This is a genomic window from Photorhabdus akhurstii (assembly GCF_019090985.1).
Classification (GTDB): domain Bacteria; phylum Pseudomonadota; class Gammaproteobacteria; order Enterobacterales; family Enterobacteriaceae; genus Photorhabdus; species Photorhabdus akhurstii.
In genome coordinates this window covers 4787711-4802392 of the sequence record NZ_CP020335.1, presented here as the reverse complement: position 1 = coordinate 4802392, position 14682 = coordinate 4787711, and the positions used below count along the sequence as shown (strand labels likewise).

The following is a 14682-nucleotide window of genomic DNA, read 5'->3' as shown; positions in this document are numbered from 1 at the left end:
AATGTTATCCCGCAGGGAAATTCCTGTGGTGAATTGACATAAAAAACAGGTTCAGGTTTGCCTGAGCGTCTGATAACGCTACTGCCGGCGGATATAACGCCGGCGATTTACCCATTGGGGGAATATTTCCTCTGAGGGGGCGTGTTCCCCCTTTTCTCAGGAACACGTTTTGTCTGTATTGATTAATCACAAAAAAGCGTTTATGGCTTTATTGAATGAGACAGCTTGTTATCATCATCGCTACCGGGTATTTGGTGATTTTGTGCAGTGTGCGGCAATCAGTTTGCATAATGCTGTTTGCCCGGACAGTGAGCTGGAGCAACAGTATTTGCAAATCATAAAATATTATGAACCGGAAGATGTGACCCGGCTGTCTCAACTGCTTGTGCATGTCATGAGGGGATTGGAACACGAACCCCACGATTTTCTTGGCGGCATTTTCATGGAGATGAATCTGGGTAGCAAGCACCTGAAGCAATTCTTCACACCCTGGCATATTAGCCGGGTGATGGCAAACATGCAGTTGAGTGACATGCGACAATTTTTAGAGAAACACCCCTTTTTCACCTTGTACGAGCCTGCCTGTGGCGCGGGTTGTATGGTTATTGCGGTGGCGGAAGAATTGAAAACCTCAGGCTATATCCCTGCCCGGCATATGTGGGTATCCTGCGTTGATATGGACGTCGTAGCCGCTTCCATGGCGTATATCCAGCTTTCTCTGTTGGGGATACCCGGGGAGGTGGTGGTAGGTAATGCGCTGACAAATGAACGTCATCGGGTCATGTATACCCCGGTACACTGGCTGGAAAACTGGCCTTGTCGTCTCAGGAAAAATCGTAAGCAGCATGAAGTTCAAACGGTTTGAGACACTGGATTAAGCAAATTCCGGCTCTTGGGCCGGAGTTTTATCCAACAGGACGGAGATGAGAAATAAATCGATTGAGGCTGTTTTGTTCATCTCTGACACGTTTTGGTCTGAATCGGCAGTGCTTCCCAGAGGCACTGGACACATTCTATTTCCCTTAATCCTTTCTTGCATGAGCCGCCATGTGCCTTTTGTACTTATCATGACTGATTCAACGAAATAACCGGATACACGCTTCGTTTACCCGTGACGGAATTGGGAACGTTTGAATCATTGCGCGTGGTTTTCATCGATTAATTTTTACTCCCGGAAAAGAGTTTTGCCTTGTCCCTGTCAGAGGATGTATTAGGGTTTTGGGAAAAAAGAGGAGATTAATCGTGTTGAAAAAAATTAAAATCCTGCTGGCGGGAACATCCGCAGGAAAAAAGTTACTTCCACAACCCACCGCCATCCCAGAAACGGTCAAAGCAGGCTACTTTTTGCCGTCTGAGTCCAGACTGTTGCTGGATACTGCCCGGCGACGGCAGTGTTTACAGTGTCTGTGGGACAATAGCGCATTACCTAAAACACACTATCAGGCATTGTGGCTGGCCCCGTTACATGAGTGTGTTGCATTGATGCAACAACTTCCGGCGGCACCGCAGGGGTCTTATGCCCACCTGGGTGGCTTGATAGATGTGACTTTGCAATGTACTGCATTTGCCGTACGTCTGGCGAAAGGACAGATGTTACCGCCGGGTGTAGCCCCTGAGACGCAGGCAGAACAAAGTGTGATATGGAGCACGGTGGTGTTTTACGCTGCGTTATTTCATTTTTTACCTGTTTTGGCCCAGTTTGACGGAGAACTGGATGAAGGCCAACCCTGGTACCCGAGATTGGTTGTGCCGCAGGGGCCGTATCGTTTCCGGTTCAAAACTCCTCCAGTGGAGACGAGGGTTGCCTGTCATTTCGGGCTGTTACTCGCCGGACGATTGCTGCCGGCCAAGGCGTTGACCTGGCTGGCGTCAGTACCTCATGCCTTGCCTGCGCTGTTCTGTATTTTATCCGGTGACATGAAGGAAGATGACGCAATAAATCAGATAATTACAGCAGCTTTGAATAAAGCGGGCGCGCCGACAATATCAGAAATATTCTCTGTCGCGGCGGCATCACCGCAAATGATTGTTTCAGGAAACCTCGATGTTTCTGCTACGCCTTTATCAACAACAATGGACAGTGTTCTGCCTTCTCAGAGACGGCAGGAAGATAACACGATGACTGAAATTGTTTCATCAGCCGTGAGGCCGGTTGATGAGATCTCTTCTGCCGTCATGACAGTCGCGCCGGAGAAGGGGATGCCGCCGGATGGGAGCACGCAACAGCTATTGTCATTAATGGGGATAAATGTCGCGGGCACAGTGACAGAACAGGTTGTGGCCAGTGAAGCAGAAATCATACCGCCATACACGCCGGTGCCTTCACAACACGCGGTTCAGACAACATTGCAGCATGAAAATGTTATTGAGACATCCTGTATTGGAGAGCAATTCTGGGACTGGCTGTCCGCTGGGTTAAGGCATGGAGTGATGACCATTAATACGCCGCAAGCCCGGATACATCTGGTCAGTGGTTTTGTGTTTGTGAGTGCGCCGGCCATTTTCTTCCAGTTTCTCGGTGAGAAGAAACAGGCAGATGGCAAAGAGGTTAGCCAAAAATGGAAACGGGTACAAACCGCATTTGAGCGGCTGGGACGACATCGAGTCAGTGGTGGAAAGTGTTTTTGTTGCTGTCATCTTTATGATTCAGCTGATCGGACTGGCTCCTATCAACGTATTCATGGCTACTTAATCAAAAACACGTTGCTTTATCGTGACCGTTCTGTACCGGAAGATAGCCCTTTTCTCATGATTTCATGAGAAAGCATCTTTAATAACAATATGTTATTTTCTGCGCCCCGCAATGGGTTTTTAAATTGATGAAGTGAGGAAGTAGAGATGGACAGTATGACCTGGGATAACCTGCTGGATGAGTATTTCTTTGCCAAAATGTTGCGGCCGGATACGGAGTCAAGTTATCGCAAGGTGGTGAATACCTTCCAGGTGTTTGCAGGTGTGGACAATCGGCCTGCTCAAGTGACCCGACAACAGGTGCTGGCGTGGCGCAGATATGTGTTGCATCAGTCCGGACGGAAAGGTGTGACCTGGAACAGTAAGATTGCGCATATGCGGGCGTTGTTTAATTTGGCGATAAAAGAAAAAATACTGCCTCAAACGGAAAACCCATTTAATGGTGTCGTGGTTAATGCGAACAAGAAGAAAAAGAAAACATTAACCAAAAAACAGCTGACAGCCCTGTATCTCACGATGGGGCAATTTGAAGAGCGGGAACGACAGGCAGGGGATAACCATCGTGCCCGCTGTGCATTATATCCGACCTGGTATTGGCTGACGGTACTGGATACGTTGCGTTATACCGGGATGCGGCAAAATCAGCTATTACATATTCGGCTTGGAGATGTTGATCTGAAAGAACGCCGGATTATTCTTTGCTCCGAGGGGAGTAAGAACCATTATGAACACCTGGTGCCGGTGGTGAAATGGTTGTATCCGCGACTGGAAATTTTGCTGGAACGTGCCCTGGCGGCTGGGGCAAAACTGAGTGATCCTCTGTTCTGTGTGAACTATTTTACCGCCAAAACAGACAGAGGAAGTGAAACCGACCAGTTACAGACGATAAAGTCATTCTTTCGGCGCTTATCAAAGGAGTGTGGATTTGATGTGGGTCCACACCGTTTCCGGCATACATTGGCAACTGAACTGATGAAAGCGCCTGATCGTAATTTGCAAATGGTACGCGGATTACTGGGGCATCGCAGTATTGCCACGACGATGGAATATATTGATATCAATCTGGATATTGCCGGGCGTGCGCTGGAGCGTGAGTTAATGCTGTATATCGATGTTGAGCCAGAGAGAGGAGAAATGTTAATCGGATAAAGCAGAGTATGCCTGCTATTGATTGAACTTGTCTTAATCTATTACAAATTCCCTGTTGCAAGATAGGGAATTTTTTTGAACTGATACCATCACCCATAATTAACTTTCTTCTGATCAATGAGGAAAGTTGAGTAACCAACATACAACATCGTGTTAATTAATTCATTGATTTTAGTTTGGATGGCTTGACAGTTGCAATAGAACTTGTAAATATTGCGCTCGAGCGAAAAAAGGACACCTGATCTCTCAGATATCCTGAATCTAGAACCTTTATACTTTATATCGAAGCGACGCAAGATTAAGTCAACTGTAACGATGCACTTAGGTCCCAGTATCGAACGCCCGTTAAGTTTTTATCTCCCAACAAGCGCACTTTGAATTGGTGCCCGGAGGCGGAATCGAACCACCGACACGAGGATTTTCAATCCTCTGCTCTACCGACTGAGCTATCCGGGCAACGGGGCGCATTAAACCGTATTCAGCCTAAGTCGTCAATGCCTTTCTGATAAAAAATGATAAAAGCTGATTGTTTGCTCTCTTTTTGCCCGGAATTTGTGTGGTTGTTCATCTTAGGCTGATTTTTGTTAACTTAACGCACCATTTTTGCGACATAAGGCAATAGCTAAAACATCTTCTGCCAGCAGTTTTGCCGTAGCGATGTCATCAATATCCCGTTTGACCAGTAGCTTGCTCAGGCAACCTTCCAGAATCAGTTCCATCTGTTTAGCAACGAGTTCGCAATCTTCAATATCCAGTTGGTGTAGTAGCTCGGTGGTGTAACGGGAAGAACTCTGTTTTTGTAATTCAGCTAATTGATGAATAGGGTGGTCAGATTCAGGGAATTCGCTACAGGCCGCGATAAATAGGCAACCTGGGTAGCGCTTTTCTTTTACTTTTTCATCAAGGGCGGCATAACGAGCTAGTAGCTTCTCTTCCGGTGTCAGATTTTCATCCAGTAATATTTGTCGCTGCCAGACTTCAATTTGTTGGCCGTGATAACGTAGGCAGTCATAAAGCAGCGCTTCCCGATCGGACCAGAATTGCTTGAGATATTCGATATCCATGTTAAGCGAGCCAAAAAGTATCTCAGTTGTGATGGATAAGCCATGTTGCTCCAGTAAGTTTAAGGCATGACTAAGAACTTGTTCTCGTTGCACGGTGTTCTCCTTCTGAATCATTTTGGCAGATGTTGCAAATGTTCGTTAAAGCGGGTTGCATTCATAAAGCCATTTACCCGTGAATCAGGGATCTCTTTTCCCTGGGAATCAAAAAACAGAATGGTCGGTAATCCCCGAACGTTCAGTTTTTCTAAAAGCTGTTTCTGTTGCGGGCTATTATTCGTGACATTGGCCTGTAACAGTAAGGTATCCCGCAGTTGTGACTGAACTTGTGGATCGCTGAATGTATATTTTTCAAATTCTTTACAAGCGGTACACCAGTCAGCATAGAAATCAAGCATAATGGTTTTATGGCTGTTTTGTGTCATTATTTGTTCTAATTCCTGCCAGTTATTTATCTGACGGAAGTTGAGGCTGTGTTGCGATTGTTGGGTAACTGTTGTACCCCAAAACCAATCCTGCAATGGACGGGTAGCTATCAGCATCAGAATTAACAATATCAGTTGTATGACTCGTACCCAACCGTTTTGGCTTCTAATCGTCAGAGCAAATCCCCATCCCAGGAAACTGACGGCCAGCAGGCTCCATAATCGTATTCCCCAAGTATCACCGATAACTCTTTCCAGCAGGAAAACGGGTAGCGCGAGGATAATGAAGCCAAAAGCTTCTTTAACATACTGCATCCAAGGCCCACTGCGTGGCAGGAGTTTATGACCAAATAGGGTGACGGCAATGAGCGGTAATCCCATTCCCAAAGCGTAAAGATAAAGGGTTAGGCCACCTGCCACAGTATTACCACTTTGAGCAATGTAGAGCAAAATAGCGCTTAAAGGCGCGGTAGTACAAGGGGAGCAAATTAATCCCGCTAACGCCCCCATAGCGAATACACCGAGAAGTGAACCGCTTTTTTGCTGGTTGCTCCAGTTGACTAAGCGTGTCTGAACAGTGGAAGGCAGTTGCAGAGAATAGAGGCCGAACATTGATAGTGCTAGCAGAATAAACAATACGGATAAGCCAATCAGTACATACGGATGTTGCAGTGCGGCTTGAAATTGTAGACCCGCAGCCGCTACAACCAATCCAAGTAATGTGTAGGTGATCGCCATGCCTTGAACATAGCTTAGCGCTAACCAAAATATCTGTTTTAGGCTCTTAGGGCGTTGGCTGCCAAGAATAATGCTGGAAATCAATGGATACATCGGCAGTACACAAGGTGTAAAGGCAATACCGATGCCAATCAAAATTGCCCAGAGTGGTGAGAAAGGTAAATGCTGTTGATCATTTGATGCACTTTCTGGTGTTTTCTGAACAGGTTCAGTCGGTGTTGAGTCAGTTGTTTTTGATGGAACAACTGCACTCAATGGAACAAGACGGGTTTCCGGTGGATAGCAATATCCTGCGGCGGCACAGCCTTGATAAGTGACAACGATATTGGAATTGTTGTTCGCCTCTGTAACAGGAACATTGACGATAAGTTGTTGGAAATAAACTTCGGTTTCACCAAAAAATTCATCTCGATGAGCTGTACCTTGTGGCAACGTGATTTTACCCAGTGTGGCCTGTTGCGGCTCAATATGAAGTTGTTTGCGATAAAGGTAATAACCCGGTTTGATCTGCCAGTCTAACGTCAATTTGTCGCCTTTTTGCTGAAAATCAAACATGAATGCCTGATCTACTGGCAAATATGGATTTTGCCCCGGTTGTTCAAACAGCGAATTCGCTGCCGTTGAGGTAAAGAGGGTGCTGCAAAGCAGCAAAAATAGCATCAGAGTACGTTTAATCATAAAGATAATGATCGCTAATTAAATGAAATAGATTCAGCACTATAACCTAAGGCTGTCAGACCAGAAAGTGCTCTGGTTAAGATTAGAGCAGCCATCGAAGGTTTTCAGCGAAAATAGATCGTTTGGGAGAGGGGAGTCAGGGGCGGTATACGCCCCTGGGTTAAGTGGTTATTGGCAGCCGGAATTAGAGGATCATACTGCCGAATAGGAAACCGAAGGCAACAGCTAGAGCAACCCCAATGGTGCCAGGGATAAAGAATGGATGATTAAATACAAAACGGCCGATACGGGTAGTGCCGGTGTCATCCATCTGAACCGCGGCAACCAAGGTTGGATAAGTGGGCAGTATAAACAACCCAGAAACCGCGGAGAAAGAGGCGATGGCTGTCAATGGTGTGACGTTCAGAGCCAAAGCCATCGGCATCAATGCTTTTGCGGTTGCCGCCTGAGAATAGAGTAGGGCGGAACAGAAGAAGAAAATAATCGCTAGCAACCAAGGTTGAGAGTGGATTAAGTCTCCGGCAGTGTCTTTAATCCAATCCATGTTCGCTTGTACAAAAGTATCTCCTAGCCATGCAACACCGAGAATACAGATACATGCGCTCATACCCGCCTTAAAGGTACTGGAGTTCAGGATAGCGTCAGTATCAACTGAACAGAACATCGTCGTGATAGTTGCGACACTCAACATAATGATCAGAATAGCGTGAGTGGTGTTCATCAGAGGTTCTTCAATCAGGCCGATGCTTGGACTATTGACGATAGCATAAATAACAACACTGATAACACCTGACAGGAATAACAGAACGGAAGCTTTAGCTTTTGGTTTAACTTCAATTTGTTTGCTGCCACGCAGAGTTACTAGATTGTCTTCCAGACGTTTTAAGTAAACGGGATCATCAGACAGCTTGGAATTGAACGCCCAAGAGATGATGAAAGACATCAGAATGATAGCGGCGAAAGTGGATGGTAATAGCACCATTAACAGATGGATATAGCTGACGCCGTGGCCTTCCATCAGAGAAGACATATAAACGACCGCCGCGGAAATGGGGGAGGCGGTGATGCCAATTTGGGCCGCTACAACCGCCGTCGAAAGTGGACGGCATGGCTTAATGCCTTGCTCTTTCGCAACTTCAGTAATAACGGGCAATGCTGACAGAGAGATGTTACCTGTACCTGCAAACAGTGTCAGGAAATAGGTAACGATAGGTGCGAGTATCGTGATGTATTTTGGATTTTTACGCAGCAGTTTTTCCGTTTGCTGAACCAGATAATCCAGACCACCGGCAACCTGCATTGCAGAGATAGCAGCGATAACTGCCATAATGATGGAAATAACATCAAATGGGATATGCCCTGGTTTAACGCCAATTGCAGCCAGCACCAGAACGCCAAGACCACCGGCAAATCCAATGCCAATTCCCCCTAATCTTGCACCCAGGAAGATGGCCAGCAGAACGATAATCAATTCTACGGCTAACATAATAGTGACTCCTTGAAATAATTAAAAATTTGAAAATTTTAGGTTAATACTTTGTGCATGTAGGGAAGTAAAAAGGCACGCTATCCAGTTGGAGTTGCGTGCCTTGTTGCTAAGAGCTATTTTTTATTATATTCAACAACTTAATCGTCAAAACGTTTTGCCTTGTAAGATGGGCATTTTAGGTTCTCTACAGAGAAGATGTCATCCAATTGAGTTTCGGTCAGTAAGCCTCGTTCCAGCACGACTTCACGAACACTTTTACCGGTTTCAGCACAAATTTTACCAACAATGTCACCATTGTGGTGACCGATGAATGGGTTCAGATATGTCACGATACCGATCGAGTTGAATACGAAATTTTCGCAAACTTCTTTGTTAGCCGTGATGCCATTAACGCATTTTTCTACCAGGTTGCGGCAAGCGTTGCTTAGCAGGGAGATAGATTCAAACATGGCCTGACCGATAGCAGGTTCCATTACATTGAGCTGTAACTGGCCTGCTTCGGACGCCATAGTAACACAAATATCGTTACCAATAACTTTGAAGCAAACCTGATTCACAACTTCTGGAATAACCGGGTTCACTTTTGCCGGCATAATAGAAGAGCCTGCCTGTAATTCTGGTAGGTTGATTTCATTCAGGCCAGCACGAGGGCCAGAAGAGAGCAAACGCAGGTCATTACAAATTTTAGACAGTTTGACAGCCAGGCGCTTCAGAGCACCGTGGACCATAACGTAAGCCCCACAGTCAGAGGTGGCTTCAATCAGGTCTTCGGCTGGTACGCAAGGTAAACCTGAAACTTCCGCCAGTTTTTCAACCGCCAATTTCTGATAACCTGGTGCTGTATTCAAGCGGGTACCGATAGCAGTAGCGCCAAGGTTAACTTCCAGCAGTAATTCAGAGGTTCGGTTTAGGTTTTTAACTTCCTCTTTCAGCAGGATAGAGAATGCGTTGAATTCCTGCCCCAGCGTCATAGGAACAGCATCCTGTAACTGGGTACGACCCATTTTTAGGATATCGCTGAATTCTCTCGCTTTTTTATCGAAGCCCGCAATTAACAGTTCAATAGACTCGATCAGTTTCAGGATGGAGTTATAAACTGCAATACGGAAACCGGTTGGGTAGGCGTCGTTAGTTGATTGGCTTTTATTCAAGTGGTCATTAGGATTCAGGTACTCATATTCGCCTTTTTTATGGCCTAACAGTTCCAGACCAATGTTTGCCAGAACCTCATTGGTATTCATGTTGAGTGAAGTACCGGCGCCGCCCTGAAACACATCGACCGGAAACTGATCCATGCATTTGCCGGTATGGAGCACTTCGTCACATGCTTTGATGATGATGTCTGCAATCTTTTTAGGAATCGTTTGCAGTTCTTTGTTAGCTAAGGCTGCGGCTTTTTTTACCATCACCATGCCACGGATAAATTCGGGTACATCATTAATGGTGTTGTTACTGATATGGAAGTTTTCAATCGCACGTAAGGTGTGAATACCATAATAGGCTTCAGCAGGGACTTCTCGTTTACCTAACAGGTCTTCTTCGATACGAATGTTGTTTGACATGAGAACCTTCTTATTAGATGACGTTTTTACTGTCTAATTATGCGTTCATTAAATCATTATGTTGCCAACAGCAATAGTTATGATATGAACTTTTTATCACCGGATTGCCCACGTGATCATATGCTGGTTAGCAATAAATGCATTGAATCTGGATCACTTTATAGTGGTATTTGTTTAGTCTGATTTGATATATGTGATATTTATCACAATTGAGTGTTTAATTAGCAAAATTTTCAGAGGATTGAAAACGATAACTGTGACCCCAATTATATCTTTAATAAACTAAAAAACATTAATTTGGTTGTCCCTTGGATTTTGTTGATATGATTTATTCAGGATACAACCCGTTCATCCAAATCAATTGAAGGAGCACCAAGTGCGTTGGTTGCCATTTATCCTGATATTTTTGCTTGTCTACATTGAGTCAACCTTATTTGTGCGCGTTGCCTCCGAACTAGGTGTGCTGTTAACTCTGTTACTGGTGTTGTTTACTTCTTGTGTTGGTATCTCTTTGGTTCGCAGTCAGGGCATAAAGAATTTTCTCCAGATCCAGCAGAAGCTGGTTAACGGCGAGAGTCCGGCCGCAGAAATGATAAAAAGCGTTTCTCTTTTACTGGCGGGTTTCCTGTTAGTCCTTCCCGGCTTTTTTACGGATTTCCTTGGATTGCTGTTGTTACTGCCAGCGGTTCAAAAAACATTAGTGATGAAACTGATGCCACATATCAATTTCTATCGTCCTCATAATAGCGGTGGGTTTAGACGAGATAGTAATACTTTCGAGGGTGAATATGAGCGTAAGCAGGATAACGCCTCCCGTACGTTGAAAGATAGTAAACCCGATGATGACGAGCATAAGCCTCATTGATAAGCGGTAATTTTCTGAATGTTTAGTTTAATCATCGGTTTTTTTCTGTGGGCAAGAAAAAAGTAAAATATTTTTTTGCCTGCCCTTGAAGTATCATAAATAAGTCCCCATTTAATTTATTATGATACTGGTTTAATGAAAGCATGCTGGTATCAATCCTCTTACCTGATATGGACTTTCTTATAGGAGAGCTATCAATGAATATTCGTCCATTGCATGATCGTGTAATCGTCAAGCGTAAAGAAGTTGAATCAAAATCTGCTGGCGGTATTGTGCTGACTGGCACTGCTGCGGGTAAATCCACTCGTGGCGAAGTCCTGGCTGTGGGCAATGGCCGCATCCTTGAAAACGGTGATGTAAAAGCACTGTGTGTGAAAGTTGGAGATATCGTTATTTTTAACGATGGTTACGGTGTTAAGTCAGAGAAGATCGACAACGAAGAAGTGTTGATCATGTCTGAAAGCGACATTCTGGCAATTGTTGAAGCGTAATTGTTGCGCTTAGATCTTCTTAACTGAACGAATTTAAAGGAAAGAAACAATGGCAGCTAAAGACGTAAAATTTGGTAGCGACGCTCGCGTTAAGATGCTACGTGGTGTGAATATTCTTGCTGATGCAGTAAAAGTAACCCTGGGTCCTAAAGGCCGTAACGTTGTGCTGGATAAATCTTTCGGTGCTCCTGCAATCACTAAAGACGGCGTTTCCGTAGCTCGTGAAATTGAACTGGAAGACAAGTTCGAAAACATGGGTGCTCAGATGGTGAAAGAAGTTGCCTCTAAAGCGAATGATGCTGCGGGCGACGGCACAACAACAGCAACTGTATTGGCTCAGTCTATTGTTACTGAAGGTCTGAAAGCCGTAGCCGCTGGTATGAACCCAATGGATCTGAAACGCGGTATTGATAAAGCCGTGGTTGCAGCAGTGGCAGAACTGAAAAAGCTGTCCGTACCTTGCTCAGATTCCACCTCTATTGCTCAGGTAGGTACTATCTCCGCGAATTCCGACGAAACTGTGGGTAAATTGATCGCAGAAGCGATGGATAAAGTCGGTAAAGAAGGTGTAATCACCGTTGAAGAAGGTACTGGCCTGGAAGACGAGTTGGATGTCGTTGAAGGTATGCAGTTTGACCGCGGTTACCTCTCTCCTTATTTCATCAACAAACCAGAAAACGGTTCTGTTGAATTAGAAAACCCATATATTCTTCTGGTAGATAAAAAAATCTCCAACATCCGTGAACTGTTGCCAGTTCTGGAAGGTGTAGCTAAAGCAAGCAAGCCTTTGCTGATTATTGCGGAAGATGTTGAAGGTGAAGCACTGGCTACTCTGGTTGTTAACACCATGCGTGGCATCGTTAAAGTTGCTGCGGTTAAAGCGCCTGGCTTCGGTGACCGTCGTAAAGCTATGCTGCAAGATATCGCTGTCTTGACTAACGGTAATGTTATTTCTGAAGAGATTGGTCTGGAGTTGGAAAAAGCAACTCTGGAAGATTTGGGTCAGGCAAAACGTATCGTTATCAACAAAGATACCACCACCATTATTGATGGCGTTGGTGAAGAAGTTGCAATTGCAGGCCGTGTTTCTCAGATCAATCAGCAGATCAAAGAGTCCACTTCTGATTATGACCGTGAAAAACTGCAAGAGCGTGTAGCTAAACTGGCTGGCGGTGTTGCTGTTATTAAAGTTGGTGCTGCAACAGAAGTTGAGATGAAAGAAAAACGTGCTCGCGTTGACGATGCTCTGCATGCAACTCGCGCAGCAGTAGAAGAAGGCGTGGTAGCTGGTGGTGGTGTTGCACTGGTTCGCGTTGCGGCTGCTATTGCTGGTCTGAAAGGCGATAATGAAGATCAAAACGTAGGTATCCGTGTTGCAATGCGCGCAATGGAAGCTCCTCTGCGTCAGATCGTTGACAACGCAGGTGAAGAGCCATCTGTTATCGCAAACAGCGTGAAAGCAGGTGAAGGCAACTACGGTTATAACGCAACGACTGAACAGTATGGCGATATGATCGCAATGGGTATTCTGGACCCAACCAAAGTAACCCGTTCTGCACTGCAATTCGCAGCATCTATCGCTGGCCTGATGATCACTACTGAATGTATGATCACTGATATGCCTAAAGATGATAAAGCTGATTTAGGTGCCGCAGGTGGTATGGGTGGCATGGGCGGTATGGGCGGCATGATGTAATAGTCGCGTAGGTAGCTAGCCTGGTGGGTTACGTCCATAGTGGGTGCTAACTAAAGTTGTACTCATTACCTTCCCGTCGAAATAGCATTTGATAAAATCCGATATTCGGGCTGAGTTTTAGCCCGGATATCGATTTCCGTTTTACTAAGTGATTAGTTTATTAGGATAGCTGGAATACTTTCCCGTCAATCTTGTTTTTGCTGACGCCCCGATGAATAACGCAAGAGCTGCTCTTGCTATAGCGTTCTCCTCTCCTGTTCCTCTCCTCAGCACTATCTGGTGTGTCATGTTCGTGATCAAAAGCTTGGGCAATACAGTTCTGTTCTGTACCTGTGTGAAGCTATGACTTTATAAAGTGACTAGCCCCTTTTATCAGCTTAAAAGGCGACTTGATGTTCCACTATCTTATTCGTAAACAGCGTCAATCCCAATATTGCATCAATAAGCAAAATTCTCACCTAAATTTCAGATAGGAATTAACGACATTCGATCAGGTTGATCCGTAGGCATTGACCACAAACACGCAACGGGCTAAGTAATAAAGGTGGTTTGGAATGGGATAAATTCTTAAGCAAAAAAATATTTCCTTAAGTTTAGAAAAAATGAGCATATTAGACTAAAATTCATTTATTCATAGGACTTTGGAAAATAATTCAAATATCTATGCACAAATTTAATCGATCTACAGAAATGGCTGTGTTCGTTCAGGTAATTGAGTCGGCGAGTCTCTCTGCCGCTGCTCGCAAGCTCGACATGACGCCATCAGCAGTCAGTAAGCTTATTAATCGACTAGAGATGCGACTTGGTGTACGGCTGTTGAATAGAACAACACGTAAACTTCAATTAACGGCTGAGGGTTCTGTTTTCTATGAGCGTAGTGTCAGGATTTTGGAGGACATCATAGCCGCAGAACAAGAGGCAAATCAGGGAACAGCACCGCGTGGACGTATACGTGTGAATTGTCATGTTGCCTTTGGAAAACATTGCTTGATGCCTATATTACCGGACTTCCTGCAATGCTACCCGGAGATCACGCTCGACATCTCGTTATGTGACTTGGTAGTGGATTTACTTGATGATCATAGCGATGTGGCAATTCGTACTGGTCCCCCTCTGGACGACTCATGTCTCATGGTGCGCCGGTTGGGGTCAAGTCGAATGGTTGTGGTAGGATCTCCTTCATACCTTGAAAGAGTAGGGATGCCTGCTACGCCTGGCGATCTAGGGCGCTACAATCGACTTGGTTTTGGTTTCACCCGCCATGTGAAAGCGTGGCCTTTCATCGGTTCGGAAGAGTGGGTGCAACAATTGCCTTCAGGGAACTTGTTACTTGGTGATGGAGAAACCATGCGTAAAGCCGCAATAGCAGGACTTGGCTTAGCACGACTGGCCTGTTTCCATGTGAATGCTGATATTCAGGCTGGTTTGCTGCTACCTGTACTTGAGAACTATAATCCTGGCGATAAGGAAGAAATATATGCCGTTTTTGTCGGCACAGGCAGGCAACCTCCATCACGAGTACGGGTATTTCTCGACTATCTAGCAGAGTACATCCATATTGGTGATGGATGGTAATAACCATGAAATTGGTACCACGAAAATATTTGATCGAGTGTTATCGTGGTATCAATGGAATATCTGTATTCAAATTGAATCCGTGTTAAAAAGACATAGTTATTTATATATAATAAAATCCACATGAAATTAAGATGAGTATAATTGCTAAATCATCTTAATAAGTGTAATTTTTGCTAAATATAACATCAGATAATTACTTAATAAAAGATTGTTGTGAGATATTACCAATTTAAAACTGTTGATAGATGTTCTAATGGTA

At 44.7% G+C, this 14682-nt stretch carries 11 protein-coding genes and 1 tRNA gene; 7 read left to right on the top strand and 5 right to left on the bottom strand.

Annotation, left to right across the window (positions count from 1 at the left end; all coding sequences use genetic code 11):
• Positions 1-169: 169 nt before the first annotated feature.
• The 3 genes from B0X70_RS20870 (at position 170) to B0X70_RS20860 (ending at position 3840) form a co-directional block, all read left to right on the top strand.
• Positions 170-865: an N-6 DNA methylase gene (locus tag B0X70_RS20870; protein WP_246593349.1), complete on the top strand. Its 696-nt coding sequence runs from the start codon at positions 170-172 to the stop codon at positions 863-865.
• A 377-nt stretch (positions 866-1242) separates the two neighbouring features.
• On the top strand, positions 1243-2760 hold the full coding sequence (locus tag B0X70_RS20865; RefSeq protein ID WP_246593348.1) for a conjugal transfer nickase/helicase domain-containing protein: 1518 nt from the start codon (positions 1243-1245) through the stop codon (positions 2758-2760).
• Between the two features lie 78 nt (positions 2761-2838).
• On the top strand, positions 2839-3840 hold the full coding sequence (locus tag B0X70_RS20860) for a tyrosine-type recombinase/integrase (RefSeq protein WP_217470276.1): 1002 nt from the start codon (positions 2839-2841) through the stop codon (positions 3838-3840).
• Positions 3841-4220: 380 nt separating this feature from the next.
• On the opposite strand, the gene B0X70_RS20855 is transcribed toward B0X70_RS20860, so the two are convergent.
• The 5 genes from B0X70_RS20855 to aspA form a co-directional block, all read right to left on the bottom strand.
• Positions 4221-4296, bottom strand: a tRNA-Phe gene (locus B0X70_RS20855).
• 128 nt (positions 4297-4424) lie between these two features.
• Positions 4425-4997 (bottom strand): division control transcriptional repressor DicD, encoded by a 573-nt coding sequence (gene dicD, locus B0X70_RS20850; RefSeq protein WP_217470275.1) that lies wholly within the window; start codon positions 4995-4997, stop codon positions 4425-4427.
• Positions 4998-5014: 17 nt separating this feature from the next.
• Positions 5015-6742 (bottom strand): protein-disulfide reductase DsbD, encoded by a 1728-nt coding sequence (locus tag B0X70_RS20845; protein WP_217470274.1) that lies wholly within the window; start codon positions 6740-6742, stop codon positions 5015-5017.
• Between the two features lie 184 nt (positions 6743-6926).
• Positions 6927-8228, bottom strand: a complete 1302-nt coding sequence (locus B0X70_RS20840; RefSeq protein ID WP_110086402.1) for an anaerobic C4-dicarboxylate transporter — start codon at positions 8226-8228, stop codon at positions 6927-6929.
• Positions 8229-8368: 140 nt separating this feature from the next.
• A complete protein-coding gene (gene aspA, locus B0X70_RS20835; protein ID WP_110086403.1) occupies positions 8369-9793 on the bottom strand; it encodes an aspartate ammonia-lyase in 1425 nt (474 codons plus the stop codon).
• 376 nt (positions 9794-10169) lie between these two features.
• Here aspA and B0X70_RS20830 point away from each other — a divergent pair, with 376 nt between their 5' ends.
• From B0X70_RS20830 to B0X70_RS20815, 4 genes are all read left to right on the top strand, one after another.
• Positions 10170-10658 carry an FxsA family protein gene (locus B0X70_RS20830; RefSeq protein WP_036809432.1) on the top strand — a complete coding sequence of 163 codons (489 nt, stop codon included), beginning with the start codon at positions 10170-10172 and terminating at the stop codon, positions 10656-10658.
• A 197-nt stretch (positions 10659-10855) separates the two neighbouring features.
• Positions 10856-11149 (top strand): co-chaperone GroES, encoded by a 294-nt coding sequence (locus B0X70_RS20825; RefSeq protein WP_036809429.1) that lies wholly within the window; start codon positions 10856-10858, stop codon positions 11147-11149.
• Between the two features lie 49 nt (positions 11150-11198).
• Complete coding sequence (gene groL, locus B0X70_RS20820) at positions 11199-12845, top strand: chaperonin GroEL (RefSeq protein WP_036809426.1); 1647 nt, start codon at positions 11199-11201, stop codon at positions 12843-12845.
• A 690-nt stretch (positions 12846-13535) separates the two neighbouring features.
• On the top strand, positions 13536-14420 hold the full coding sequence (locus tag B0X70_RS20815) for a LysR family transcriptional regulator (RefSeq protein ID WP_235200956.1): 885 nt from the start codon (positions 13536-13538) through the stop codon (positions 14418-14420).
• Positions 14421-14682: the final 262 nt, after the last annotated feature.